The sequence below is a fragment of the Vibrio sp. 779(2023) genome, assembly GCF_033344285.1.
Classification (GTDB): domain Bacteria; phylum Pseudomonadota; class Gammaproteobacteria; order Enterobacterales; family Vibrionaceae; genus Vibrio; species Vibrio alginolyticus.
In genome coordinates this window covers 435,493-457,170 of the sequence record NZ_JAWPOM010000002.1, presented here as the reverse complement: position 1 = coordinate 457,170, position 21,678 = coordinate 435,493, and the positions used below count along the sequence as shown (strand labels likewise).

Annotated in this window: 18 protein-coding genes; 14 read left to right on the top strand and 4 right to left on the bottom strand. The window is 44.6% G+C overall.

The window, feature by feature from the left end:
- Positions 1–44 precede the first annotated feature (44 nt).
- The gene (locus R8O70_RS04740) at positions 45–1,115 is read left to right on the top strand and encodes an AI-2E family transporter (protein WP_318184062.1); all 1,071 of its coding nucleotides are present in this window, start codon (positions 45–47) and stop codon (positions 1,113–1,115) included.
- Positions 1,116–1,133: 18 nt separating this feature from the next.
- Here the strand turns inward: R8O70_RS04740 and R8O70_RS04735 are convergent, their stop codons facing one another.
- On the bottom strand, positions 1,134–3,581 hold the full coding sequence (locus R8O70_RS04735) for an EAL domain-containing protein (RefSeq protein ID WP_318184061.1): 2,448 nt from the start codon (positions 3,579–3,581) through the stop codon (positions 1,134–1,136).
- 194 nt (positions 3,582–3,775) lie between these two features.
- Entirely contained in the window at positions 3,776–4,681 is a 906-nt protein-coding gene (locus tag R8O70_RS04730) for a DMT family transporter (protein WP_318184060.1), read from the bottom strand.
- Positions 4,682–4,849: 168 nt separating this feature from the next.
- On the opposite strand from R8O70_RS04730, the gene rmuC reads away from it, so the two are divergent.
- The 7 genes from rmuC (at position 4,850) to tatC (ending at position 11,038) form a co-directional block, all read left to right on the top strand.
- Entirely contained in the window at positions 4,850–6,382 is a 1,533-nt protein-coding gene (gene rmuC, locus R8O70_RS04725) for a DNA recombination protein RmuC (RefSeq protein WP_005379209.1), read from the top strand.
- A gap of 77 nt (positions 6,383–6,459) precedes the next feature.
- Complete coding sequence (gene ubiE / locus R8O70_RS04720; protein ID WP_005379210.1) at positions 6,460–7,239, top strand: bifunctional demethylmenaquinone methyltransferase/2-methoxy-6-polyprenyl-1,4-benzoquinol methylase UbiE; 780 nt, start codon at positions 6,460–6,462, stop codon at positions 7,237–7,239.
- A gap of 11 nt (positions 7,240–7,250) precedes the next feature.
- Positions 7,251–7,886 carry an SCP2 domain-containing protein gene (locus tag R8O70_RS04715; protein ID WP_005379213.1) on the top strand — a complete coding sequence of 212 codons (636 nt, stop codon included), beginning with the start codon at positions 7,251–7,253 and terminating at the stop codon, positions 7,884–7,886.
- A complete protein-coding gene (ubiB, locus tag R8O70_RS04710; RefSeq protein ID WP_258645026.1) occupies positions 7,883–9,517 on the top strand; it encodes a ubiquinone biosynthesis regulatory protein kinase UbiB in 1,635 nt (544 codons plus the stop codon). The genes R8O70_RS04715 and ubiB overlap by 4 nt, the downstream gene beginning before the upstream one ends.
- A 52-nt stretch (positions 9,518–9,569) precedes the next feature.
- On the top strand, positions 9,570–9,815 hold the full coding sequence (gene tatA / locus R8O70_RS04705) for a Sec-independent protein translocase subunit TatA (RefSeq protein WP_005382958.1): 246 nt from the start codon (positions 9,570–9,572) through the stop codon (positions 9,813–9,815).
- 3 nt (positions 9,816–9,818) lie between these two features.
- Positions 9,819–10,217, top strand: a complete 399-nt coding sequence (gene tatB / locus R8O70_RS04700; protein ID WP_033905892.1) for a Sec-independent protein translocase protein TatB — start codon at positions 9,819–9,821, stop codon at positions 10,215–10,217.
- A gap of 68 nt (positions 10,218–10,285) precedes the next feature.
- A complete protein-coding gene (tatC, locus tag R8O70_RS04695) occupies positions 10,286–11,038 on the top strand; it encodes a twin-arginine translocase subunit TatC (RefSeq protein WP_005379234.1) in 753 nt (250 codons plus the stop codon).
- 460 nt (positions 11,039–11,498) lie between these two features.
- Here tatC and R8O70_RS04690 read toward each other — a convergent pair whose 3' ends face one another.
- On the bottom strand, positions 11,499–12,260 hold the full coding sequence (locus R8O70_RS04690) for a TatD family hydrolase (RefSeq protein ID WP_137281629.1): 762 nt from the start codon (positions 12,258–12,260) through the stop codon (positions 11,499–11,501).
- 184 nt (positions 12,261–12,444) lie between these two features.
- Here R8O70_RS04690 and hemB point away from each other — a divergent pair, with 184 nt between their 5' ends.
- From hemB to polA, 3 genes are all read left to right on the top strand, one after another.
- Positions 12,445–13,506 (top strand): porphobilinogen synthase, encoded by a 1,062-nt coding sequence (hemB, locus tag R8O70_RS04685; protein WP_031777176.1) that lies wholly within the window; start codon positions 12,445–12,447, stop codon positions 13,504–13,506.
- 127 nt (positions 13,507–13,633) lie between these two features.
- On the top strand, positions 13,634–14,068 hold the full coding sequence (locus R8O70_RS04680) for a GNAT family N-acetyltransferase (protein WP_005379245.1): 435 nt from the start codon (positions 13,634–13,636) through the stop codon (positions 14,066–14,068).
- Between the two features lie 619 nt (positions 14,069–14,687).
- Positions 14,688–17,474 carry a DNA polymerase I gene (polA, locus tag R8O70_RS04675; protein ID WP_053307273.1) on the top strand — a complete coding sequence of 929 codons (2,787 nt, stop codon included), beginning with the start codon at positions 14,688–14,690 and terminating at the stop codon, positions 17,472–17,474.
- Positions 17,475–18,221: 747 nt separating this feature from the next.
- On the opposite strand, the gene yihA is transcribed toward polA, so the two are convergent.
- Entirely contained in the window at positions 18,222–18,881 is a 660-nt protein-coding gene (gene yihA, locus R8O70_RS04670) for a ribosome biogenesis GTP-binding protein YihA/YsxC (RefSeq protein WP_017635019.1), read from the bottom strand.
- Positions 18,882–19,040: 159 nt separating this feature from the next.
- Here yihA and R8O70_RS04665 point away from each other — a divergent pair, with 159 nt between their 5' ends.
- The 3 genes from R8O70_RS04665 to yihI all read left to right on the top strand — a co-directional run bounded on the left by R8O70_RS04665 (position 19,041) and on the right by yihI (position 21,677).
- The gene (locus R8O70_RS04665) at positions 19,041–19,658 is read left to right on the top strand and encodes a c-type cytochrome (RefSeq protein ID WP_017821950.1); all 618 of its coding nucleotides are present in this window, start codon (positions 19,041–19,043) and stop codon (positions 19,656–19,658) included.
- A gap of 838 nt (positions 19,659–20,496) precedes the next feature.
- Positions 20,497–21,135: a class I SAM-dependent methyltransferase gene (locus R8O70_RS04660; RefSeq protein ID WP_005379250.1), complete on the top strand. Its 639-nt coding sequence runs from the start codon at positions 20,497–20,499 to the stop codon at positions 21,133–21,135.
- On the top strand, positions 21,135–21,677 hold the full coding sequence (gene yihI / locus R8O70_RS04655) for a Der GTPase-activating protein YihI (protein WP_005379252.1): 543 nt from the start codon (positions 21,135–21,137) through the stop codon (positions 21,675–21,677). Before R8O70_RS04660 ends, yihI begins: the two co-directional genes overlap by 1 nt.
- Position 21,678 lies beyond the last annotated feature (1 nt).

The following is a 21,678-nucleotide window of genomic DNA, read 5'->3' as shown; positions in this document are numbered from 1 at the left end:
TAGCGGATTTCACCGCAAATTTTCTTACCGATTCTGAGCTTATTATGACAGCGAAATTGAACATTCCTGCCAACACTGCGATTAGTGCAACGCTTCTCGTCCTGTTACTCGTCCCAGGGCTGTATTTTGCCAAGCCAATATTGTTACCTATTGTGCTTAGCACCTTTATTTCTCTGCTGTGCAGCCCTTTCATTAATTATCTTGAAGACAAAGGCTTACCACGTGCTATTACCGTCGTGTTGACGCTGTCATTCCTCGTTGGCGCTTCAATTATTGGTCTTGCCGCCATGTCGGAGCCCGCCAAGCAATGGTGGTCTGAGCTGCCCAGTATCGTGAAAAATGTGTCGCAAGAAGTGAGTGAAGTGACTAAAGCTTCGGCTGATCACCTTAATACTCCATTGAATATCGCCAACGATATGAGTATGGATGAGGTCGGGAACAACACCGTATTTTCTTTGGTAAAAACGCTCGCGACCACTACGCCGACGATTTTGACACAAGCGATGATCGTGCTGTTTATGGTTTACTTTATGCTCAATCATGGACGAAGCTTATTTCGAAAGTCAGTGTCTTACTTACATGGGTTCGCCAAACAGCGCCAAGCGATTGAGTTGGTCAAAGCGCTACAGAAAGACCTATCTCGATACATTGGCACCATCACTTTAGTGAATGCGGGGCTGGGGTTGAGTGTTGGGGCCGTGTTTTTTGTTCTAGGCCTTGAAGATCCATTTCTATGGGGCGCATTTGCAGGCGTGATGAATTTTGCGCCGTACCTCGGCCCTGTCATATCCGTGGTGAGCTTTGGCTTTGTTGCTTATCTTCAGTTGGAGTCGGTCAGTTTTATGCTGACGGTGGTGTCTATCTATTTACTGTTCAATTTGATTGAAAGTCAGTTTGTTACACCAACACTATTGGGGAAAAGGTTTAACTTAAACCCGTTAGTGATTTTTGTTTGGCTTGTTTTTTGGGGCTGGCTTTGGGGCGGAATGGGACTATTGATCGGTGTGCCGTTACTGGTTTGTATCAATATTTTGGTTGATCGCCTAGAGCTATGCCAATCAACCCAAAATCAAGCAAAGCAAATCACCTCCGCGGACGTGGCACCGCGAGAGTGACTTGAGGAGCAAGCTGGTTCAACGAAACAGTTTTTCAGCGCTCACTGGCTGACTAAATAAATATCCCTGACCATAAATACAGCCTTTTTCGAATAAATAATCGGCTTGTTCCCGAGTTTCTATCCCTTCCGCGACGACTTTCAACGACAGCGTTTTTCCCATGGCAATAATGGCATTCACAATCGCGTTGCTGTCGCTATTACTTGGGACATCACTGACAAATGAGCGGTCAATTTTCAGTTTGTTGATTGGCAAACCTTTCAAGTAAGACAAAGACGAATAGCCAGTTCCAAAGTCATCCAGAGAAATCTCAATACCCAGCTCTCGTAATTGATTTAACGATGCAATGGCTTGTTGAGGGTCGATCAGTAAAAAGCTCTCTGTGATCTCCAAATCTAACCGTTGGGCAGGGTATCCGGTGTTATCGAGGATAGTACTTAATCGCTGAATGAAATTTGACTGCTGAAGCTGCAACGCAGAAACATTGACGGCGATTTTGCCAAACTCGATGCCCTGGTCCAGCCAAGCATTACCTTGCAAACAAGCGTGTTGTAACACCCACTCACCAATGCTTTGAATCAGCCCTGTTTTTTCTGCAATTGGAATAAAGTCTGCTGGTGGTACAAGGCCAAACTCTGGATGCTGCCAGCGCAATAAAGCTTCCACGCCGACAATCGTATTTTGTTCCAAATTGTATTGCGGTTGGAATTCTAACCGGAGTTGTTGTTTTTCTATTGCTTGATGCAAAGCGGATTGAATGCGTACATGGGATACGGATTTATCGGTCAAATCCGGTGAGTAAAACGCGTAGCCGTTGCGTCCATTTTTCTTCGCTAAGTACATCGCGGTGTCTGCGTTTTTCAGTAAGGTTTCACTGTCTTGACCGTCTCTTGGGTACAAGGCAATACCAATACTGGTCGAGACACGAAGTGAGTCGTGATTTGCTAAGTCGAATGGTTGCTGGAATACGCTTAGAATATCGCCGACGGTTTCCAGTAAGGCAACATCACTATGGATGTCTGGCAAAATAATCACAAATTCATCGCCGCCAATGCGAGCCACATGCGCATTGAGGTGAAGCACATCTTGCAGACGAATCGCTAACTTAGACAGCAATTGGTCACCACAGAAGTGGCCCATGCTATCGTTGATGTGTTTGAAATGGTCGATATCTAAGAATAGGGTGGCAAACGTCTGCTGGTTTTTGTGTCCGGTTTCGATGTGTTGTTCGAGTAAGCTGAGTAAATGGGTGCGATTAGGTAGATTGGTTAATGGATCGTAAAAAGCCATGCGCTGCAGCTTTTCTTCGTGTGCCTTACGCACAGAGATATCTTCAAACACACAAATGTAGTTAATAAGGTGGTTTTTATCGTCCATTACGGCGCTAATGGTCGCTAATTGCGGATAAATGCTGCCATCTTTCTTTCTGTTGATGAATTCGCCTTTCCATTGGCCTTTGTTTTCGAGTTGATGCCACAACTGTTGATAGAAACCTTGATCATGATGGCCTGAGCGCAGAATTCGTGGGTTTTTTCCTATCACCTCTTCAGAGCGGTAACCTGTAATTTGGGTAAAAGCCGTGTTTACATCAATGATGTTGGCATTGCGGTCTGTAATGACCATGCCTTCTTGCGAATTGTTGAAAATTTGGGACGCTAAGGAGAGCTGCGTTTCTACCATTTTTCGGCGGGTGATGTTACGTGTCATCCCCAGAATGCCGATTAAGTTTCCCGCATGATCACGGACAGGAGACTTAATGGTTTCTAACCAAGTGGGGTTATTTTTTTCATCAATTTGACGGCATTCTTCAACAATATTTTGCGTGCCAGTGGCTACCACCAATTTATCGGCATCAATGAATTTTTCCGCACGTTCATGGCTAAACAGGGCAAAATCGTCTTTTCCAATGATTTCACTGTTGGTTTTTTGCCACGCGTTTTCTACGCTTCGGTTGGTCATCGAATAAAGGCCATCCATGCCTTTTATCCATACGTGGTCTTCAAGGCAGTCGATAAACTCTTGTAGTGTTGGTGTTGGCTTTATTTCCGCGCTTTGATGTCGCGTTTGTTCTTGCTGACAGTGCAAGTTGATATCAAAGCTGATCCGCCCCGCGATTGCGCTTAGCCATGCCGAAACAACCGTCGATTGATCATTAGGGTGAGTCAATGTCAGTACGGCAAGCAATTCGCCATTAGGTAGCCAAATCGGTCCTATGCTCAAGGTTTGCTCTTCAAAAGGGGTATGGCTAACTGTAAAATCTGTCGGCGTAAAGTGATCGACAACTTGCGTTATCACATCGACGATAGCACGATGATTTTGGGTTGAGGTGGACACCTCAGTCGATAGCCACTGCTGAGTATCGCTCAGAGTATAAAGCTGTCCCTGAGCTTGAGTTACATCACAGCATTGTCGCAGAACGTGTTGCCAGTCTGCCATCAAAGGCGAAGGAATAGCGAAGCGAAACATAATTAATAACGAGTCCTAAATCGCCCAAAGGTAATTATATTAGAATCTAGCGTAAGCTATTGGGCTTTGTGAGTATCGTATCCAACGCGTAGCTAAATCCTAGCAGCGTAAAGTGCTTTCTATCATTAAAATGTTATCTATATCTCTTTTTTATCCAACTTATTGCATCGTTTTTTAGGGCTTTTGATAGGTGATTAAGAAGCGTTTACCGCTTTGGTTTTCTTGCCCCATGAGACTTGCTGAATGACTAAGCCACTGATGATCAACACCAGGCCAATCAAGGTTGAAGGATGAATTTCTTCGCCGATGATAGTAGCTAACAACATGAGTGAGATAAATGGAGAAGCAAAGATCAGATTACTGATACGCGCGGTGTTTTGCGTTGATTTGAGTGCGCTCAGCCACAAAACGAAAGTGATCCCCATTTCAAACAGTCCGACATACGTCACCGCTGCCCAGCCTTTAGCTGAGATCATCTGCCAGTTCGCACCTTCATAAAGACTTAAACCAATGGTGAATGGAATAGCGACCAAAAAGCCGAGCAGAACGCCAACCACAGGGTCGGCCTTATTTTTGGTATTTAAAATCCAGTAACCGGCCCACAGCAGCGTTGATAGCAGCGCAAGACCAACACCCAACGGGCTCTCAAATTCCATGCCTAAAAGATTGCCTTGTGTGGCAATCACTATCACGCCGACATAACTAAAACCGCAAGCCAGCCAGTCCTTACCACGGATCTTTTGTCCTAAGAAAACAGCGGCCATTAGCGTTAAGGTGATGGCCCAGCTGTAGTTGATCGCTTGAGCCTGAGATGCGGGCAGCAAGTCATATGCTTTGAACAGAATAACGTAATACGCCAAAGGGTTAATCAACCCAAGCAGTAGGTAATACCAAGGGTTTGAGAAAAATGTAGCGCTTAACTGGCCCAGTTTACCTTGCACACCACAGATTACTGTTAGCGCAATCGCAGAGACGATGCTGGCAATGCATAGCATTTGAATCGGCGTAAATTCTGCCAACGTGAGTTTAAATGCGGTTGCAACGGTAGACCAAAGTAATACTGCTGAGAGCCCAAATCCTAGGGCGCGACGCTCGTTCATGATGCCTCTGCGTGATGATGTGCCGCTCGGTTTGGATAATTTGAGCGGAAGAAAGAATATTATAGGAAGGCCTAGTGTATGCGAGGATTTTTCATCCAACAAACTGGACATTTATCCAGTGTCTAAATACCATTGTTATAGATACAAAACACAGGCTAACTCGCTATTATGCAATGGATTCTTGAGTACCAATCTCTCATTCTCTCTTCTCTTTGTGCTGCCACGCTTAGTGGTGTCGCTGCCGGTTGGTGGGTGAAACAGCGTTTTATCACCCAAACTCAGCTTCTCGAGCAACAACTTGTTTCAGAAAAACAGCTTCATCAACAGCAACTTGAACAGGTCAAGCAAAGCCTTGCCGATGCCCAGCAAGAGTTGGATGAATTAGATGATGAGCGCGATAAAGCCGCGTTTGAAGTGCGTCAAACGCACGGAAAGCTGATGGCAGCTATGGAAAAACTGCGTTACTTCGAGGCCGTAAAGCAAGAGCGCCAGCAATACTTCGATGAGCTTGGTCAAATGCGTGAACACAAATCACGTCTAGAAACGCAACTGCGTGAACAGCAAGCTCGCCATGAGCAAATTAACCAAGCCAATGCAGAAAAACTGCAAATTTTAGAACAAGCGGAAGCACGCTTGAAACAACAATTTGAGCACTTGGCAAATCAACTGTTTGAAGAAAAAACCGCGAAGGTCGATTTGCAAAACCGTCAGAGTTTAGAAGGCTTGTTGTCACCGCTTAGAGAACAGTTAGAAGGGTTCAAAAAGCACGTTAATGACAGCTTTAGCCAAGAAGCTAAAGAGCGCCATACCTTAGTGCATGAGCTGAAAAACCTGCAACGTTTGAACGAGCAAATGACGCGCGAAGCAGTTAATTTGACCCAAGCGTTGAAAGGGGACAACAAACAACAAGGTAACTGGGGCGAAGTGGTGCTCGCTAGGGTACTTGCCGAATCTGGCTTGCGTGAAGGGCACGAATATCAGACTCAGGTGAACTTACAAAATGAAGCAGGCAAGCGTTACCAACCTGATGTCATTGTTCATCTCCCACAAAACAAACAAGTGGTTGTGGATTCTAAAATGGCGCTGGTTGCCTATGAGCGCTACTTCAACGCCGAAACTGATGCTGAGCGCGATCAGGCTTTGAATGCGCATTTAGCCGCTCTACGTGCACATATCAAAGGGTTAAGCATGAAGGACTACCACAAACTCAAAGGTATTCAGAGTTTGGACTATGTTCTGATGTTTATCCCGGTTGAGCCGGCGTTCCAAGTCGCGATTCAAGCCGATCCAAGTTTGATCAAAGACGCGATGGAGCAAAACATCATTTTGGTGAGCCCAACAACGTTGCTGGTGGCATTGCGCACCATTGATAATCTATGGCGCAATGAACGCCAAAATGAAAACGCCAAAATGATTGCGCAGCGTGCGACAAAACTCTACGACAAATTACGATTGTTTGTAGACGACATGGAGGGGCTCGGTGGTGCGCTGGATAAGGCGAATCAAAGCTATCAAGGTGCGATGAACAAGCTTGCCACAGGGCGCGGAAATGTGATTCGTCAAGCCGAAAGCTTTAAACACTTGGGAGTTGAAATTAAACGACCGATTTCTTCCGACCTCGCGCAGTTAGCGCAGAGTGATGCATTTTCAGAAAATGACCCGTTAGTAGAAAGACATCCGGCTGAGGATAAAGTAAACTAATCGCCCGCAGTGCAGTGGGCGATTTTATTTGTCAACAAACGCCCCGTAGAGGAAAGCGCTGCCTAAGAGGAATTAGAATGACGGACACAAGTTTGCAATCCAATACAGCGTTAGAGAATGAAACCACTCACTTTGGTTTCTCTACAGTGGCAAAAGACGAAAAAGTGACTAAGGTTGCCGAAGTATTCCACTCCGTGGCAACAAAATACGACATCATGAATGACCTGATGTCAGGTGGTATTCACCGCCTTTGGAAGCGCTTCACTATCGATTGTAGTGGCGCTCGCCCTGGCCAGCGTATTCTTGACCTAGGTGGTGGTACGGGGGATTTGACGGCGAAATTCTCGCGCATTGTTGGCGATGAAGGCCATGTCATCCTTGCCGATATCAATAACTCAATGCTTAACGTTGGTCGCGATAAACTGCGTGACAACGGTATTGTGGGTAACGTGCATTACGTTCAAGCCAACGCAGAAGAACTGCCGTTCCCTGATGATTATTTTGATGTCATCACCATCAGTTTTTGTTTGCGTAATGTGACAGACAAAGACAAAGCGCTTCGTTCAATGTTCCGCGTACTGAAGCCAGGCGGCCGTCTATTGGTGTTGGAATTTTCAAAACCAGTGCTAGAGCCGTTATCGAAAGTATACGACGCATATTCATTCCACTTGTTGCCGAGAATCGGTGAGCTAGTTGCGAATGACTCAGAGAGTTACCGCTACCTAGCGGAGTCAATCCGTATGCATCCAGACCAAGAAACGCTGGAAGGCATGATGCAAGACGCAGGTTTTGAAAACACCAAATACTACAACTTAACTGGTGGTATTGTGGCTTTGCATCGCGGTTATAAATTCTAAGGGTTAACGGCATGCCATTTGAACCACTTATCACCGCTGTGATTGAAACGTCACTGAATACACTGATCAAAGACGACCCTGCATTGGGCCGTCGTTTAGCGCGTCTAAAAGGTCAAGTTATTCAAGTTCACCTGAAAGAGATCAATAAAACACTGACATTCGTTTTTAGTCAGCAAATTGATGTGCTCGGTCATTACGAAGGGCAGCCTAACTGCTATCTATCGCTCAACTTGAGTGTGTTACCAGAGCTGCGCGATCAGGCCAACATCACTCGTCTTATTAAACAAGATAAACTTGAACTCGAAGGCGATATTCAATTGGCGCAGAAATTCTCTCAGTTGATGGTGGATTGCAAACCAGATGTTGAAGAGTGGTTGTCTCGCGTGACTGGCGATGTCGCCGCACATACCTTTGTGCAAGGTTCAAAAAACATCGGCAACTTTCTTGCGTCTCAAGCAGAAAAACACCAGCGTCATCTTGCGCAAGTAGTGACTGAAGAATGGAAACTGGCTCCCGCTCCGTTAGAAGTGGCCTATTTCTGCGACCAAGTTGATGAGGTTCGCAGCCAGGCTTCTCGCATTGAAGCTCGTTTAACGGCTTTGCTGAATAAGCTGGATGCAGATAAGCCTGCATTGGAGAAACCATGACGCCAGCAGAACTAAAGCGCTTATACCACATCGCCAAAGTACAACTGGAATACGGCTTAGATGAGCTGCTTCCCGATCATCAACTGACCAAAGCTCCGCTTTTACTGCGCAAAAGCTTGTTTTGGATTAAGAACAAGCACCCAGAAAAACCACTCGGTGAACGTCTGCGTTTAGCACTGCAAGAGCTGGGGCCGGTTTGGATTAAGTTCGGTCAGATGATGTCGACGCGCCGTGACTTGTTTCCTCCGCATATCGCTGATCCCCTAGCTTTACTTCAAGACCAAGTCGCGCCATTTGATGGTGAGCTAGCAAAAAAGCAGATGGAGCAAGCATTAGGTGGTCCGTTAGAAAAATGGTTTACCGAGTTTGATATCAAACCACTGGCGTCTGCGTCGATTGCTCAAGTACATACTGCGCGCATAAAAGACACTAACCAAGAAGTGGTATTAAAGGTTATCCGCCCAGATATTCGCCCAGTCATTGATTCAGATCTAAAACTGATGCACCGAATGGCGCGTATAGTCGCCGGAGCGATGCCTGAAGCACGTCGTTTAAAACCAGTTGAAGTCGTGCGTGAGTACGAGAAAACCCTGCTTGATGAACTCGACTTGCGACGTGAGGCGGCGAATGCCATTCAGTTGCGCCGCAACTTTGAGGGCAGCGAAGAATTGTATGTTCCTGAAGTTTTTCCCGACTTCAGTAATGAAACTGTCATGGTTTCTGAGCGAATATATGGCATTCAAGTCTCTGATATTGAAGGCTTGAAAGCAAATGGCACCAATATGAAATTGCTCGCGGAACGCGGTGTGAGTGTGTTCTTCACTCAGGTGTTCCGAGACAGCTTTTTCCATGCTGATATGCATCCGGGTAATGTGTTCGTCAAACCCGAACATCCAGAGAACCCAATGTGGATAGGGCTAGATTGCGGAATCGTTGGTACACTTAATAGCGAAGACAAGCGTTATCTGGCGGAAAACTTCCTGGCGTTTTTCAATCGTGACTACCGCCGAGTGGCGGAGTTACATGTGGATTCAGGATGGGTGCCTGCGGATACCAATGTCGATGAGTTTGAGTTCGCGATTCGCATTGTGTGTGAGCCTATTTTTGCTAAGCCATTGTGCGAAATCTCCTTTGGTCATGTGTTGTTGAATTTGTTCAACACGGCACGTCGATTCAATATGGAGGTTCAGCCACAACTTGTACTGTTGCAAAAAACGCTGTTGTACGTGGAAGGGCTTGGTAGGCAGCTATATCCTCAACTTGATTTGTGGGAGACCGCAAAACCATTCCTGGAAGAATGGATGATGAATCAAGTTGGGCCGCAAGCTCTAGTGAATGCGATTAAAGACCGCGCACCATTTTGGGCAGAGAAATTACCTGAACTGCCAGAGCTACTTTACGATAGCCTGAAACAAGGTAAAGCGATGAATCAACGTATGGATCGGCTTTATCAAGGGTATCGCCAGAGCAAGCGCCAGCAGGCGACAGGAAAGTTTTTGTTTGGCGTTGGCGCGACTTTAGTCGTATGCTCGGCAATATTGGTGAACGATGCTTTTGAGCAGCTTTCGTTGGCCTGCGGTATCGCAGGTGTCACATTTTGGCTGCTTAGTTGGCGAGCTTATCGTCAATAGACGTTAAACTCTTGAAATATTTTTGTTTGTTTAAAGACCCGAGGTAAAGAGAATGGGTGGTATCAGTGTTTGGCAACTTCTAATCATTGCTGTAATTGTTGTATTGCTATTCGGAACAAAGAAACTACGCGGTATCGGTGGCGATCTGGGTGGTGCCGTTAAGGGCTTCAAAAAAGCGATGAGCGAAGATGAACCTGCGAAAAATGACAAAGACGCAGACTTCGAACCAAAAAGTCTAGAAGAGCAGCAGAAAAAAGAAGCTGCTCCTGAAACGAAAAAAGACAAAGAGCAGGCGTAAAACGTGTTTGATATCGGTTTTTGGGAACTGGTATTAATATCTGTTGTTGGTCTGGTCGTTCTTGGGCCGGAGCGTTTGCCTCATGCTATTCGCAGCGTGTCTCGCTTTATCGGTGCCGCTAAGAGTATGGCAAATAGCGTCAAAGACGAATTGTCACACGAGCTGAAAGTCCAAGAGCTGCAAGAAAACTTGCGCAAAGCAGAACAAATGGGGATGGATGATTTGTCCCCTGAGTTGAAATCTTCAGTTGAAGAGTTGAAGAAGGCAGCGCAATCTGTAAATCGTCCTTACGCAAAGAACACCGATTCAGAGGCTGAGCCTGTAAAAACAGAGCCAGCAGCAGAAAAGGTAGAGAAAGCGCAAGAGAGCAAGGTTACAGCGGCAGATAAGAAAGCCGAATAGTCTCATTAGGAGGAGCTACTAGTGATTGGTAGCTCCTTTTTGATCTGGTTTTTAATAAGAGGTTTGCCATGTCTACCGTCGAGCAGACACAACCTTTAATTAGTCATTTGTTGGAGCTTCGCAACCGACTACTGCGCTCAATCCTCGCAGTGTTGGTCGTGTTTGTCGGACTAATTTATTTCTCTAACCACATTTACGAGTTTGTTTCCGCACCTTTAGTAGAACGTCTACCTGAAGGCGCGACCATGATTGCTACGGATGTAGCGTCACCTTTTTTTACGCCACTTAAGCTGACGTTAATTGCTTCGGTATTTATTGCGGTGCCGTTTATCTTGTATCAAGTGTGGGCATTTGTAGCGCCAGGTTTGTACAAGCATGAACGTCGATTGATCATGCCACTGCTGTTCTCTAGTTCGCTATTGTTCTACTGTGGAGTGGCATTTGCCTACTTCGTGGTATTTCCATTGGTGTTTGGCTTCTTTACCGCCATCTCTCTTGGTGGAGTAGAGTTTGCAACTGATATCTCGAGTTATCTCGACTTTGTGCTGGCGCTATTTATGGCGTTTGGTATCGCATTCGAGGTGCCTGTTGCGATTATTTTGTTGTGTTGGACTGGGGCCACTACACCAGAAGATTTAAGACAGAAACGTCCTTATATTATAGTGGCTGCGTTTGTCGTAGGTATGGTGTTAACGCCACCAGACATGATCTCGCAAACCTTACTCGCTATTCCGATGTGTTTACTGTTTGAAGTCGGTTTGTTCTTCGCGCGTTTTTATACTCGTCGAAGCGAAGAAGTAGAAGCGGAAACCGAAGAATAAGGCTAATCTAGATGTGAAAAGCGGCTCAATTGAGCCGCTTTTTTTTGCGGTTGGTTTTTTCTTGGGCTAATTACTTAACTTTCATGACGTAACCACATTTTGTGCATACGTATACTTCCTTGATGCCCAGCAGCTTTTGAAAAAAACTGCGCGGTACGCGTTGTAAGTAAGCACCATGTGTACACACTTCAACTTCCATATTCATGCTGTTTTACATTTGTGCTAATTAATGGGCGTAAATCAGTATAGAAAAATAATGTGTCGAGTTGTCGACAGTTTTGCAAAGCGGACGAAGTAAAGTGACGATATGAGAAGTAAGTAGAGTTGCTAGTTAATTATTATGTTTATCAATAATTTTGTATGGATTGTTCTACTATTTCAACGGGTTGAATCGTTCATTCAATAGTTTAGGTGATAAAAAAGCGACGTTGATTTCGTCGCTTTTTTCAATTCTCGTGAATTAAATATTAAACAGCGTTTTGGCATTCTCAGTCGTTATGGCATCGATGGTTGCGATGTCGACATCACGCAAGTCGGCAACACGTTGTGCAACGAGAGAAGTGTAGGCTGGTTCATTACGTTTACCACGGTGTGGCACCGGCGCTAAATATGGACAGTCGGTTTCTAAAATGACCCACTGCATATCCAAATGTGGAATGACTTTATCCATCCCGCCATTCTTAAAGGTCGATACGCCACCCAAGCCTAAGTGGAAGCCTAGCTCATTGATTGCTTGCGCTTCTTCTAAGCTGCCTCCAAAACAGTGGAATACACCACGCAGACGACCATCTTGCTCTTGTCTTAGCAAAGTGAGTGTTTCTTCAATCGAATCACGAGTGTGGATAACGACTGGTAAGTCCATCTCTTTTGCCCAGTTAAGTTGAGCTACGAACGCCATTTCTTGCTCAGCACGATAGGTTTTATCCCAATACAGGTCGATACCGATTTCGCCCACCGCAATAAACTTGTGTTTCTCAAACCAACCGCGGATGATCTCCAACGTTTGTTCAACATTGCTGTCCACATAACAAGGGTGGAGTCCCATCATTGAGTGGCACACGTCAGGATATGCCGCTTCGGTTTGTAGCATGGGCTCAATAGAGTCCAGATCGATGTTTGGCAACAGGATTTTATTAATGCCTTGCGTTAAGGCGCGTTGTACTACTTCATCGCGGTCGTTATCAAATTCGCTGGCATAGATGTGCGCGTGGGTATCGATCATCGTTACTCTCTGTGCTTCATAGTTGGTTTCGTATTCGAAGTATACTTGAGTGTGAGTGCTGGGTCATTTTCAGTTTTTTTCATTACCTTTTTCCAGATTGTCACTCGCAACATGCATCAAGAGTGATATGATTTTGTTCACCAGATGATTTGATCATCATAACCGTCCAGACAAGGAGAAAATGGTGTCTGTATCAATTCAAGGTCCATTCCCTGCACGCCGTATGCGTCGTTTACGTAAGCACGATTTTAGTCGTCGTTTGATGGCTGAGAACCAACTTTCTGTTAATGATCTGATTTACCCAATGTTCATTCTTATGGGTAAAGATCGTCGTGAGAGCGTGGAGTCCATGCCGGGTGTAGAGCGTTTGTCGATTGATTTAATGCTAGAAGAAGCACAATACCTTGCAAATCTAGGCGTTCCAGCAATCGCGCTTTTCCCTGTCGTAAACCAAGACGCTAAAAGCTTATGTGCTACTGAAGCCTACAACCCAGAAGGTTTGGTTCAGCGAGCAGTACGAGCGCTTAAAGAACACATTCCTCAAATTGGTGTAATCACAGACGTGGCACTCGACCCATTCACGACACATGGCCAAGACGGCATCATCGATGAAGATGGCTACGTAATGAATGATGAAACCACAGAAGTATTGGTTAAGCAGGCTTTGTCTCATGCAGAAGCGGGTGCTGACGTAGTCGCGCCTTCAGACATGATGGATGGCCGAATTGGTAAGATCCGCGAAGCATTAGAAAACGCGGGCTACATTCATACTCAAATCATGGCTTACTCGGCTAAGTACGCATCGAACTACTACGGACCATTCCGTGATGCGGTTGGCTCTTCTTCAAATCTAAAAGGCGGCAACAAGAAAAACTACCAAATGGACCCAGCAAACATTGATGAAGCGATTCACGAAGTGGCGCTAGACATCAATGAAGGTGCGGACATGGTGATGGTTAAACCTGGTATGCCATACTTAGATGTAGTTCGCCGAGTAAAAACTGAACTTCAAGTACCGACATTTGCTTATCAAGTCTCTGGCGAGTACGCGATGCATAAAGCGGCGATCATGAATGGCTGGCTCAAAGAGCGTGAAATTGTGATGGAATCACTATTGTGCTTCAAACGTGCAGGTGCAGATGGCATCTTAACGTACTTTGCGAAAGACGTTGCTGAGTGGTTGGCAGAAGAGAATGCACAAACTGCTCAACACCTAAATCGTACTCCGGAAGCGACAGAAGAGTAATTATCGCTCAGTGAGAAATACCAGACCAACAAGAGTTGTTCGTCTGTATATACCCAAGTAACCTCAGGCGGATTACAACAGTAACAATCCAAGGTGCTTGGGTATTTTTATTTTGGAGAAGAGAACAATGACAATGCTGATTCGTGAAGGCACATTGGAAGAAGCACTTCAAGTTGTGGCGCGTGTTACCGAGTTTTCGAAAGGAGAAACGGTAGACTCCATGACTCAACGTTTAGAAGAGAAAAACAGTTTAATCCTCGTTGCAGAAAAAAATGGCACGATTGTCGGCTTCAAAATAGGTTACGAATTAGAGGATGGTGTTTTCTATAGCTGGTTAGGTGGTGTTGTCCCTGAAGCTCGAAATGAAGGCGTGGCACAACTGCTTTTGGAAGCTCAAGAGGATTGGGTGGCAGAACAAGGCTACAACACATTAAAAGTGAAATCTCGAAACCAGTTTCCGGCTATGCTTCGCTTGTTATTGAGAAATGGCTATATCATTGAAAAGTTTGAAGAAAAAGTAAATCTTCGAGAATCTAGAGTGCATTTCATTAAAGCAATGTGAAAATAAATGAGATTTTTTCTCATTTAACTGTTGACTACGAAATGAGAATCATTATTATTAAACCTGTCTTAGGGAATGAGGAAAGTTCACAAGGACGTTGAGTGACTTATTAACAGAAGTTAATTAACTGAAAGTTGAGAAGTGATGAAACATTTTTCCGAGAACTTGCACGAATTCTTTTTGACACGACATTGCTCACATTGCTTCCAGTGTAATTTATAGCTTCTTGGTTAAGCTGCTCTATTTACAGAATTTGCTTTACCACTTCTGCTAGGCGACCCCATTCGGGTCGCTTTTTTCTTTTCTACGATTTCTATTTGACGTCACTATTAATATCTTTTCCACATGCGATGATCATTTTAGGATCGTTGATCTTCTCGCCGTTATGCGAATTTGTTGTTATTAATCAATGGTTTGGGTTGGTGTTTTCTTGTGTTTTTTGTTATTGGATAACCAGTGGATAATTTCTATAAACAGAGTTATCCACAGGAGGTGGTGTTTTCGTGAATAAAGTCGGAAAAATTTACGCGACCTAGATCGAGCGAACAAGATAGATTCAGATCAGCAGTCATGGCATCCTAGGCAGATCTCTCAAGTACTGAATTGGATACAGACAATTATGGCAAGTATTCCTGAAAATCCGTTGATCCTTATCGACGGCTCTTCTTACCTATATCGCGCTTTTCACGCCTACCCGGGCACCATGAGCAATGGTGAAATTCCAACTAATGCCGTTTACGGCGTCGTGAACATGTTACGCAGCATGATGCGTCAGTTTGCGTCTGAGCGCATCGCGGTGGTTTTCGATGCAAAGGGAAAAACCTTTCGTGATGATATGTATGCAGAATACAAAGCGAATCGTCCGCCAATGCCGGATGACCTGCGTTGTCAAATTGAACCATTACACAATGTTATTCGTGCAATGGGTTTGCCGCTGATCTGTGTTCCTGGCGTCGAGGCGGATGACGTCATCGGTACGTTAGCATACCAAGCATCACAAAAGGGCATGCCTGTATTGATCAGTACTGGTGATAAAGACATGGCGCAGCTAGTGGATGATAACATTACCTTGATCAACACCATGACGAACGTCGTAATGGATCGTGAAGGTGTGGTTGAAAAGTTTGGCATTCCACCTGAGTTGATCATCGACTACTTAGCACTGATGGGCGATAAAGTAGATAACATTCCTGGTGTACCGGGTGTCGGTGATAAAACAGCGACCGCACTACTGCAAGGTATTGGTGGTCTGACGAAGTTGTATGAAAACCTCGATGATATTGCAGGGCTTGGTTTCCGTGGTTCTAAAACCATGGCGAAAAAGCTCATCGACAACAAAGAAAATGCCATGCTTTCGTATGAGCTCGCGACCATCAAATTGGATGTTGAGCTTGAGGAAACGCCAGAATCATTGCTGAAAGCGGAACCAAATAAAGACGAATTAGTGAAGCTGTATGGCCAACTGACGTTTAAATCTTGGTTGAATGAACTACTTGAAGGCGGTTCTGGATCTGTGGAGGCCGTAGAGCTTGCAGGATCTTCACAAGCTTCTTCTTCTCAAGCCGAGATGGAAACTTCTGCGGTAACAATCGATCGCAGCCAATATGAAACAATTCTGGATAAAGAAACCTTCAATGCTTGGCTAGATAAACTTCAAACGGCTGAGCTGTTTGCATTTGATACGGAGACCGATAACCTAGATTACATGCTAGCGAATCTAGTTGGTTTGTCATTCGCTGTCGATGAAGGTATTGCGGCTTATGTGCCAGTTGCACATGACTATTTAGATGCGCCTGAACAGCTTGATCGTGATTGGGTACTAGAACAGCTGAAGCCAATTCTTGAAGATGCAACGAAAGCAAAAGTCGGTCAAAACTTAAAGTATGATGCGTCTGTACTCGCTCGTTACGACATTGAGCTAAAAGGTATCAAGCACGACACGATGTTGGAATCGTATATCTACAACAGTGTCGGCGGTAAACACGATATGGACAGCTTGGCGCTTCGCTTCCTACAGCACAGCTGCATTTCTTTTGAGCAAATTGCAGGTAAAGGCAAAAATCAGCTTACGTTTAACCAAATCGAACTGGAACAAGCATCGCCATACGCGGCAGAAGATGCGGATGTGACCCTTCGTCTGCACAATCGCTTGTTTGCTAATATCGAGCAGGATGAAAGCCTGAAGACAGTTTACGAAGAGATTGAAATGCCGTTGGTGCCAGTTCTTTCGCGCATTGAACGCACTGGGGTCTTTATCGATGAAATGAAGCTGAGTGCGCAGTCGGTCGAGATTACCGCTCGCCTTGATGAGCTTGAAAAGAAAGCGTACGAAATTGCAGAGCAAGAGTTTAACATGAACTCGCCAAAGCAATTACAAGCCATCCTATTTGAAAAAATGGGTTTACCGGTTGTGAAGAAAACGCCATCAGGCACACCATCGACGAATGAAGAAGTTCTGCAAGAACTCGCGCTAGACTACCCACTACCAAAACTGATTTTGGAATACCGTGGTCTGGCGAAGCTAAAATCAACTTACACGGACAAACTGCCGAAGATGATCAACCCATCAACGGGTCGTGTGCATACTTCTTACCACCAAGCAGTGACCGCAACGGGTCGTCTATCTTCTACTGATCCGAACTTACAGAATATTCCAATTCGTAACGAAGCCGGCCGTCGTATTCGTCAAGCGTTTGTCGCGCCATCTGGGCATAAAATCTTAGCGGTCGACTACTCGCAAATCGAACTACGCATCATGGCGCACCTTTCTGGCGACCAAGCGTTGTTGGATGCATTCCGTGATGGCAAAGATATCCACGCGGCAACCGCAGCAGAAATCATGGGTGTTTCTATTGAAGACGTTTCAAGTGAGCAACGTCGTCGTGCGAAAGCGGTTAATTTCGGTCTTATTTACGGCATGAGTGCGTTTGGTTTGGCGAAGCAATTAGGCATTCCTCGTGGTGAGGCTCAAGCGTACATGGATACATACTTTGAACGTTACCCAGGCGTGATGCAGTACATGGAAGACACACGCAGCACGGCAGCAGATAAAGGGTATGTTGAAACGATTTTTGGTCGACGTTTGCATTTACCAGAAATCAAATCGCGCAACGGGATGCGTCGTAAAGCTGCTGAACGTGCGGCAATCAACGCACCAATGCAAGGTACGGCTGCGGACATCATTAAGAAAGCGATGCTGTTGGTTGATCAGTGGATTCAGGAAGAAGGCAATGGTCGTGTGAAGTTATTAATGCAAGTACACGATGAATTGGTCTTTGAAGTTGAAGAGTCATCATTGTCCGAAATTGAAAGTAAAGTACAGAAATTGATGGAATCTGCAGCAGAGCTAAAAGTACCGTTGGTTGCAGAAGCAGGTCACGGTGATAACTGGGATCAAGCTCATTAGTCACTTTTAGACCAAAATAACCAATTAATTATGAGCCAGCGCACAAACGCTGGCTTTTTTTTGAGATTAAAAAAGCTAGCGCAAAGTTAACTTTGATGTTGCTTAATAAAAATTTCATGAAAAAAAACTACAAAAATTCTTTGCAATTCTGACCAATTGTTGTACATTAATACTCGTAGGGTACAGAGGTAAGATGTTCTATCTTTCAGACCTTTTGTTTCACGTTATTGGATTAGGCTGATTCAGCCGCCCCAGTCAGTTTTTGACTGGGGCGTTTTTTATTGGGCGAAAGAAAATTATTCTTTTGGATCAGCAGCTTAAAGTTAGCCTTCAAAAACCTTCTTTTTTGACCTTTCTAAGTCACTGCAAAATCTCGATTTTTCCTTCAAATTTATTGCGTTATTCATCCTGTAAATTTACGTCAGTCACACTATTATTTTTTCTTGAAAGAAACTAAGTTACATCTTTTTGAAGATTTGCTTGGCTTAACTGTCTGAATTGTAACGCTATTGGGTGTTTTTGGAGTGAATGTTTGGTGATACACAGGAAACAAGAGCGCTTTTTAACCTATTGAAATCGAATCTCAGTTCAGCAATGCTTCGTCACATAACAATAATTACCAATTTTTCTCTCCCGTTATCCCTGCCAGGAAGGCGGGGATTTTTATTGCCTGTTATTTAGTTCAGATAAACAAAAGCCCCACCAAATGGCAGGGCCGTGTCGAAGAAATTTAACAAATATTGTTAATTATTCTTCATCGCTCGCAGGTATCTCTTGTTCGTCTTCTTCTATCAGGTGTGCTAGTGCTGGTGCAAACCAGGTATCCAGTTTTGCACGTAGCTGATCGACACCTAATCCTTTCAGTGAAGAGAACACATCAACAGAAACGTCACCACCGAAAGTTTCTACTTGCTTACGAACTTTCAGTAGAGTTTGTTTGCGTGCACCACTTTTTAGTTTATCTGCTTTGGTTAGCAAAACTTGCACAGGAATGTGGCTATCGATGGCCCAGAAAATCATTTGTTGGTCGAGATCTTTCATTGGATGACGAATGTCCATTAGAACCACTAAGCCTTTTAGGCACTCGCGTTTCTGTAGGTATTCACCCAAAGATTTCTGCCATTTGTTTTTCATCTCTACCGGTACTTGAGCAAAACCGTATCCAGGTAGATCGACAATGTGACAACCTTCTTCTACTTTGAAAAGGTTGATTAATTGCGTACGACCAGGTGTCTTTGATGTCTTGGCTAAGCTTTTTTGATTAGTTAGACGGTTAAGTGCACTCGATTTACCAGCGTTTGAGCGTCCTGCAAACGCAATTTCGACACCTTCGTCTTCCGGCAGGTGACGAATATCGGGTGCGCTGGTGATGAAATGCGTATTTTGGTAATGAATTTTTACGCTCACTGTTAACTCCATCTCGACTTTGTGTAGTCGATTGATTACTTTTTTGTGAAAATGTGTAAAATAACCGTGCTCGGCATAAGGTCGCCTATTGTACCATGAGTGTACGCGGTATGTTCACATTCCGTGGTACTGGAAGCTTGATAATTATAATGGAATGTCATGAATAAATTAGCGCTAATTTTGAGTCTTTTAGCCAGTTGCTCAGTATGGGCCCAAGGTAATATTGAGGCTGGTAAAGCAAAATCACAAACCTGTGTCGCCTGTCACGGAGCAGATGGCAACAGTGCAATAACAACGTACCCGAAACTCGCAGGCCAACACGCTAAGTATCTTGAGAAGCAGTTAAAAGAACTTAAGCTAGGCATGACAAGTGGTGGTAAACAAGGTCGTTACGATCCTGTAATGAGTGGTATGGCAATGCCACTGAGCGATGAAGATATCGCAGACCTATCTGCTTACTACGCTTCGCTACCAGTTTCAGAAAACTCAACACCTGAAGATGTAGTAGCAAAAGGCAAAACGCTTTATACCGCTGGTGATGCCGAGCGTGGCCTAACCGCATGTATTGCATGTCATGGTCCTCGTGGCAATGGTACTGAGCTTTCAGGTTTCCCGAAAATTTCTGGTCAGCATGCTGACTACATCAAAGCTCAGCTAGAAAAATTCCGTGATGGCGACCGTGGCAATGATATGAATGCCATGATGCGCGACATCGCGAAGAAAATGACAGACGAAGATATCGAAGTGCTGTCTAAATACGTTGGCGGTCTGCACTAATATACCTAAATCGCTCAAGATCCTGCATCTTGAGCTGGTTGGGTAGATGTCCCTACATCGTTCGAGCAACTTGTACAAAAATGCCCTAGTGAATCCACTAGGGCATTTTTGTTCGTGACAGATATCACAGTCGAGTTTGGATGCGAAAGCGATAGTTGGCTCGGCAGTTTGTGAGACATTTGCCATACTTGATGTTGGCTTTTTCTTGTTAGTGTTTTTAAGCTTTTGATTAAATGATAATTTTGATTTTTTAGAAAAATAGGCGGATTATTTTTTCAACCCATTACTTGTGAGCATAACGGGATGGCGTAAAGTAGAAGTCGTTCACAGGGAGTGAATGTAAGGATTTAAGACCACGGTTTAGGTCTCCAAGGATGTAGCTCGGATGCTTGGTGATTTAGAAAGGGATTTAGATAGGTAGGGAGCCTATCAGATAAGGATGGTCATCTCGTCTGACGGTTAAGACAGTGAAACGGATTAGGCACAGGAAGTTGCTCAGTAGACAGGAAGTAAACGGATAGCCAAAACTCATCAGGAAGATGAAAAACAACTCTTTTTGGCAGGGAAAGCTCTAAAAACAAAGGGATCATTGGTGCACCAAATGTGTGCAACACAGTTTCGCCAATTGATGGCACTTAGAAAGCGACAGTCTGACTGTCGCTTTTTTTATATCCGTTGACTTGCTCAGTCGTAACTTGAATTGAGATTACTGCACTTATTTAGCTTTATAGGTTGTAAACAAAGTTTTTTAATAAAAATTGCTGAAAAAATACTCAACAACACTCCAATCCGAGTTCACTTTCTGGTATGTTTCGCATCCCTGTTTGAGGAAGTCAGCATGCATACCTGTCCTTTATGCCAAAATCAGCGCACTCACCATTATTTTGAAGATAAGCGTCGTGAATATCTTCAATGTGAGCAGTGCAGCTTGGTATTCGTAAATCCAGACCAACGTTTGGATGCGGAAAGCGAAAAAGCTCACTATGATTTGCATGAGAACAACCCCGATGATTTGGGTTACCGACGCTTTTTGTCGCGTATTGCTGACCCGATCACAGAGCGAATTTCTCCACAATCAAATGGTATCGACTTTGGTTGTGGTCCTGGCCCAACGCTCTCCTTGATGCTGGAAGAGGCGGGGCACAACATGGCGTTGTACGATCTCTACTACCACCCTGATACGTCGGTTTTAGAAAAAACGTACGACTTCATGACAGCAACAGAGGTGATAGAGCACCTCTACCACCCAGATTTGGTGTGGAAGCAATGGTTGAATTTAGTTAAGCCAGGGGGCTGGATAGGCCTGATGACGAAAATGGTCATCGACGTGGAGGCTTTCAAATCATGGCATTATAAGAACGATCTCACTCACGTAGTGTTCTTTAGTCGTGACACGTTCCAGTTCCTAGCAGAGCGGGATAAGCTCGAACTCGAATTTATTGGTAATGATGTAATTTTACTGAGGAAACCCCAGTAATGAGCCGTAGTAAAAAATCTAGAAAACCGGGTGCCGCTGGTGCACCTGAGTTTGTTGTAACTCGTAACCGTACAGAATCTGATGTGGAAGGCCGCTTACGCAAGCGTGCTAAAAAGCGTAAAGGTCTGAAAACGGGTAACCGTAACTCAGAAGTTAACGAGCAGAAAAAGCAAGCTGCTGCACAAAATCGCGACCCGCGCTTAGGCAGCAAAAAGAAAATACCTCTGATTGTTGAACCTGCGAAGAAAATGACGAAGCAAGAGCGTCGTTTGTCGGCAGAGCAAGAACTAGAGATGCTAGAAAATGACGCGCAATTGAACGTGTTGCTAGACCGTATTGAAGCGGGTGAAAACCTGGGCACAGGTCTACAGAAATTCGTCGATGAGAAACTCGATCGCATTGAGAAGCTAATGGACCAACTAGGTTTGTTGGAACCTGAAGAAGAGGAAGACTTCACTGCACCTGCTGAGAAAAGCACGCGCAACGATGATGACTTGCTAGCAGATTTCGACGACATTAATTTCGACGACTATAAAGGATAAT

Coding starts and splice junctions, on each gene's coding strand:
- R8O70_RS04740 (WP_318184062.1), top strand. CDS start 45: ATGACAGCGAAATTGAACATTCCTGCCAACACTGCGATTAGTGCAACG.
- R8O70_RS04735 (WP_318184061.1), bottom strand. CDS start 3,581: ATGTTTCGCTTCGCTATTCCTTCGCCTTTGATGGCAGACTGGCAACAC.
- R8O70_RS04730 (WP_318184060.1), bottom strand. CDS start 4,681: ATGAACGAGCGTCGCGCCCTAGGATTTGGGCTCTCAGCAGTATTACTT.
- rmuC (WP_005379209.1), top strand. CDS start 4,850: ATGCAATGGATTCTTGAGTACCAATCTCTCATTCTCTCTTCTCTTTGT.
- ubiE (WP_005379210.1), top strand. CDS start 6,460: ATGACGGACACAAGTTTGCAATCCAATACAGCGTTAGAGAATGAAACC.
- R8O70_RS04715 (WP_005379213.1), top strand. CDS start 7,251: ATGCCATTTGAACCACTTATCACCGCTGTGATTGAAACGTCACTGAAT.
- ubiB (WP_258645026.1), top strand. CDS start 7,883: ATGACGCCAGCAGAACTAAAGCGCTTATACCACATCGCCAAAGTACAA.
- tatA (WP_005382958.1), top strand. CDS start 9,570: ATGGGTGGTATCAGTGTTTGGCAACTTCTAATCATTGCTGTAATTGTT.
- tatC (WP_005379234.1), top strand. CDS start 10,286: ATGTCTACCGTCGAGCAGACACAACCTTTAATTAGTCATTTGTTGGAG.
- R8O70_RS04690 (WP_137281629.1), bottom strand. CDS start 12,260: ATGATCGATACCCACGCGCACATCTATGCCAGCGAATTTGATAACGAC.
- R8O70_RS04680 (WP_005379245.1), top strand. CDS start 13,634: ATGACAATGCTGATTCGTGAAGGCACATTGGAAGAAGCACTTCAAGTT.
- polA (WP_053307273.1), top strand. CDS start 14,688: ATGGCAAGTATTCCTGAAAATCCGTTGATCCTTATCGACGGCTCTTCT.
- R8O70_RS04665 (WP_017821950.1), top strand. CDS start 19,041: ATGAATAAATTAGCGCTAATTTTGAGTCTTTTAGCCAGTTGCTCAGTA.
- R8O70_RS04660 (WP_005379250.1), top strand. CDS start 20,497: ATGCATACCTGTCCTTTATGCCAAAATCAGCGCACTCACCATTATTTT.
- yihI (WP_005379252.1), top strand. CDS start 21,135: ATGAGCCGTAGTAAAAAATCTAGAAAACCGGGTGCCGCTGGTGCACCT.